This is a genomic window from Clostridium sp. AM49-4BH (genome assembly GCF_003478335.1).
GTDB lineage: Bacteria > Bacillota > Clostridia > Lachnospirales > Lachnospiraceae > Butyribacter.
Map to the genome: position 1 here is coordinate 1 of NZ_QUFB01000094.1, position 3,976 is coordinate 3,976.

General features: G+C 38.2%; 4 protein-coding genes. 2 read left to right on the forward strand and 2 right to left on the reverse strand.

Annotated elements, in window-relative coordinates; genetic code table 11:
- The coding region (locus DW981_RS14205) for a flagellin (RefSeq protein WP_118508201.1) at positions 1 to 1,072 on the forward strand (1,072 nt) is incomplete at its 5' end.
- Between the two features lie 248 nt (positions 1,073 to 1,320).
- Here DW981_RS14205 and DW981_RS14215 read toward each other — a convergent pair.
- Positions 1,321 to 1,941: a DUF3990 domain-containing protein gene (locus DW981_RS14215; protein WP_118508204.1), complete on the reverse strand. Its 621-nt coding sequence runs from the start codon at positions 1,939 to 1,941 to the stop codon at positions 1,321 to 1,323.
- A 306-nt stretch (positions 1,942 to 2,247) separates the two neighbouring features.
- On the opposite strand from DW981_RS14215, the gene DW981_RS14220 reads away from it, so the two are divergent.
- Complete coding sequence (locus tag DW981_RS14220) at positions 2,248 to 2,778, forward strand: hypothetical protein (RefSeq protein ID WP_118508202.1); 531 nt, start codon at positions 2,248 to 2,250, stop codon at positions 2,776 to 2,778.
- 108 nt (positions 2,779 to 2,886) lie between these two features.
- Here the strand turns inward: DW981_RS14220 and DW981_RS14225 are convergent.
- On the reverse strand, positions 2,887 to 3,976 hold a 1,090-nt coding region (locus DW981_RS14225; RefSeq protein ID WP_118508203.1), incomplete at its 5' end, for a flagellin.

The following is a 3,976-nucleotide window of genomic DNA, read 5'->3' on the forward strand; positions in this document are numbered from 1 at the left end:
TCAAGATGACCGCAAAGCCATTCAGGATGAGATTTCACAGCTTACTACTGAGATTGATCGTGTTGCTGAGACAACAAAGTTCAATGAGACTTATTTGTTGAAGGGTGATGATAATACCAAAAATGTGTATATGAAGGGACATGATGCAGGTCTTAAAGGCACATTGACAGACGGTGCAGATTCTGCAACTTTCAAAATTGCTGCTGGTGCATTAGATGCCGGAAAGAAAGTGACTATCGGCGGTAAGGAGTATACAATTGCGGCAACAAAGACAGAGGCAGAAGATTTATTCAAAAATGCTCAAACTGATGACACAGTTACCATTGATGGAACATCCTATACCATTAAAGGAACCACCGATGCAGATAAGAATGAGTATAAAGTTGATGAATTAAAAGCTCTGGTAAAAGATGGTTCCACTGTAGAGTATAAGGGAAAATCTGTAACTGCTATTAATGATCAAAATAATGACAATGTTGATGATACTGATTCATCGGTTATCACAGCTGCGCATGCTATTGATTTAATGAATGCTGAATTGTTGGCTGCTAACAACATTGGAACTGCTGATCATGCTGCTACAATGGGAAATACTAAACCAACATATTCTTCTACTGATGGTGCAGAATTTACAATCAACAAGGGATATGCTACCGTTGCTGATCGTCTCTCATTCAGCCTTCATGTAGGTTCAGATGCTGATATGACGAATAAGATCAATGTTAATATTGAAACTATGAATTCTGCATATCTTGGCATTAAGGACTTAAATGTTAAAGATTCAACTGGTAATGCTGCAACATATGCAATCGATGCTATCGCTGATGCAGTAGCTAAGGTATCCGAGCAGCGTTCCGCACTTGGTGCTGTTCAGAACCGTCTTGAGCACACAATTGACAACTTGGATAACGTTGTTGAGAACACCACATCCGCTGAGTCTCGTATCCGTGATACAGACATGGCAGAAGAGATGGTTGCTTACTCCAAGAACAACATTCTTCAGCAGGCTGGTCAGTCTATGCTTGCACAGGCAAACCAGGCAAACCAGGGTGTATTGTCCTTGCTTCAGTAATTAACCAGATCTTAGTTGTTTTCGACTCGAATGAACAGAAGCATACTTTTATTACAATGTTTAGAGGGGAAGCCTTTGTGGCTTCCCCTCATTGCGTTAAGTAAAAGGTAACCTCTGTATTCACTTTCCGTTCCGAATCTTCTTAAATATTGTATATTGTCGTTGCAATTCTCCTTCATCATCGTGCAAAATATTTTTCGCTTCCAAAATCCGTTCAATAGCCTGTGACGGATCCAATGTGTGATATGCTAAAAATAATTCTCGTAGTTCTTTTGGCTTAATAATTTTGTATACCGGACTAGAACTAAGTTCATATGTGTATGAGTAATATCGGTAGATTGTGCAACTAACTTTTGCACAATAGGATGCTCTGCATATTTCGACAAAGCATTTCTATAATAAGCAATTGTCATAATCCATTCTTGATCAACGTTATACATTTTACAGCGTAAATCAACATTATTAAAATCTAAAAAATAAACACACGATTTGTTGAAATTAGAAATAAATGAAATGGACTGATCATAGCTTTCTCCTGTGTAAAAGCCACATCCAAAATCATTGTTGGTTCGTCCTATTGTGACATCAATTTCACCGGCAATCTCACTCTTGGCACCATGAAAAAGCAGCTTGTGATCTGACGCTAAATTTTCTGCCCATAACATCTTCTTCAACTGATTTATTTTTATTTTTTTGTCAAATGCAAATTGATAGACCCGTTCCATTAGCTGGGGAGACGGCAAATTTTTACCCAGCTCATTCCGAGAAATCGTTGCCTGTTCAACACCTATTTTCTCTGCAAATTCTTCTTGAGTCATCCCCAAAATTTCACGAATTGCTTTCATATCTTTTTGAAAATTATAGTTCATAGTCATTATGCGGACAATTTTCTTTGTGTACTTGTATATTTAGTACAAAAAAATCAAATAATTTAGTACGCCACCTCCTTCTTCGAACTTGTTTATAGCATATTACATAAACAAGTTGAGAATTATATGAATGACATTTTGCTATTTTTCTCATCAGTTTTCTTTCACATAATTCAGCCCTTTGTTCTGTATATTGAAAACGTGATTATGTGATATTATATAAATACCATAAATAGAAAATAAGCTTTTAACTTTTTTAACTTTACAGAGAAAGTTAAAAAGTTAAAATAGGGATGAGGAGCCATTTTGACGGTGGACATAGAAACCCGATGGATGTCTGACTATAATCGAAAAGAAGCAAGAACTGCATTTTCACAGCCGGGTATTCGATATTCGCAAGCAGAGTCGCTTATGCAGGATGATAAATTTAGAGATTTATCACTTGTAGAACGAAAGAGAGTGACGGAAAGAATATTAGCCGAAATTAAAGGTAGAATGATGGAGGATATCGTCCTTTTGGAAACAAAACTTTCTAAAAAGAACTGTGAAGTATTCCGATTACAGTTTGCAATTGGCGAATTTGATATGGTTGTTTTTGATCCAGAGGAAGAAACTTGTGAAATCTATGAAATTAAACATAGTGACAAGATTGTTTTACAACAATGCAGACATCTATTGGATAAACAAAAATGTGAGGATACTGCCTTTCGATATGGAACCATCATTGGAAAATATGTAATCTATCGCGGTGCCAAAACATCTCTCGTCCAAGTAGGCGTGAGTACACAGGAAGATGTGGCCTATTTGAATGTAGAAGAATATTTGAAAAAGTTATAATGGATGCATAAAAAGCAATGAGGGGAAGCCATAAAGCTTCCCCTCTAAACATTGTAATAAAAATATGCTTCTGTTCATTCGAGTCGAAAACAACTAAGATCTGGTTAATTACTGAAGCAAGGACAATACACCCTGGTTTGCCTGATTTGCCTGTGCAAGCATAGACTGACCAGCCTGCTGAAGGATGTTGTTCTTGGAGTAAGCAACCATCTCTTCTGCCATGTCTGTATCGCGGATACGAGACTCAGCGGATGTGGTGTTCTCAACAACGTTATCCAAGTTGTCAATTGTGTGCTCAAGACGGTTCTGAACAGCACCAAGAGCGGAACGCTGAGAGGATACCTTAGATACAGCATCGGCGATAGCGTCGATAGCATATGTTGCAGCCTTACCGGAATCATCTGCTACGTTTAAGTTTTTGACACCTAAATAGTCAGAATTCATAGTTTCAATATTGACCTGAATCTTGTTTGTCATGTCAGCATCGGAACCTACATGAAGACTAAAGCTCAATGTATTAGCAACCTCTGCTTTGCCAAGTGTAATTGTGAAGGTATTGTCGGTCGCTGCAACTGCAACAGCTGGGGTATCTTTTGTTACTCCAATCTTGTTAGCAGCAAGTAGCTCATCTTTTGCTAAACCGTATGCGTGATCAGCAGTAATAATAGTGTTATCTTCATCGTCAACACCATCAGCAGCACCTTTCATCGCTTTCATTGTCTTTCCATTAGCAAAAGTTACTGTTGATCCTTCAGCAATGAGAGCTTTTGCATCATCGAGCTTGTATTTTCCGCTTGCTTTTTCAGCAGCAACTGCATCAGCATTTCCTGGCGTAGTGTAATCATCTACAATAGTGATTTCCTTACCATTAATAGTAACCTTATTACCTGCCGCAGTCACCTGTTTATCATATTCAGCTTCAACTTCTGCCTTTGTGGAACCAATCGTATATGTTTTACCACCGATACTTACAGAATCACCAGCTTCTAATGCATCCATTACAAAAGTGGCAGTTCCATTACCATTATTGGTTAATGAGCCCTTTAATCCGGCGTCATGAGCCTCTAAAGTAATATCTTTTGTTCCCTTATCGCCCTTCAACAAGTAAGTCTCGTTGAACTTTGTTGTCTCAGCAACACGATCAATCTCAGTAGTAAGCTGTGAAATCTCGTCCTGGATAGCCTGACGATCAGACTGG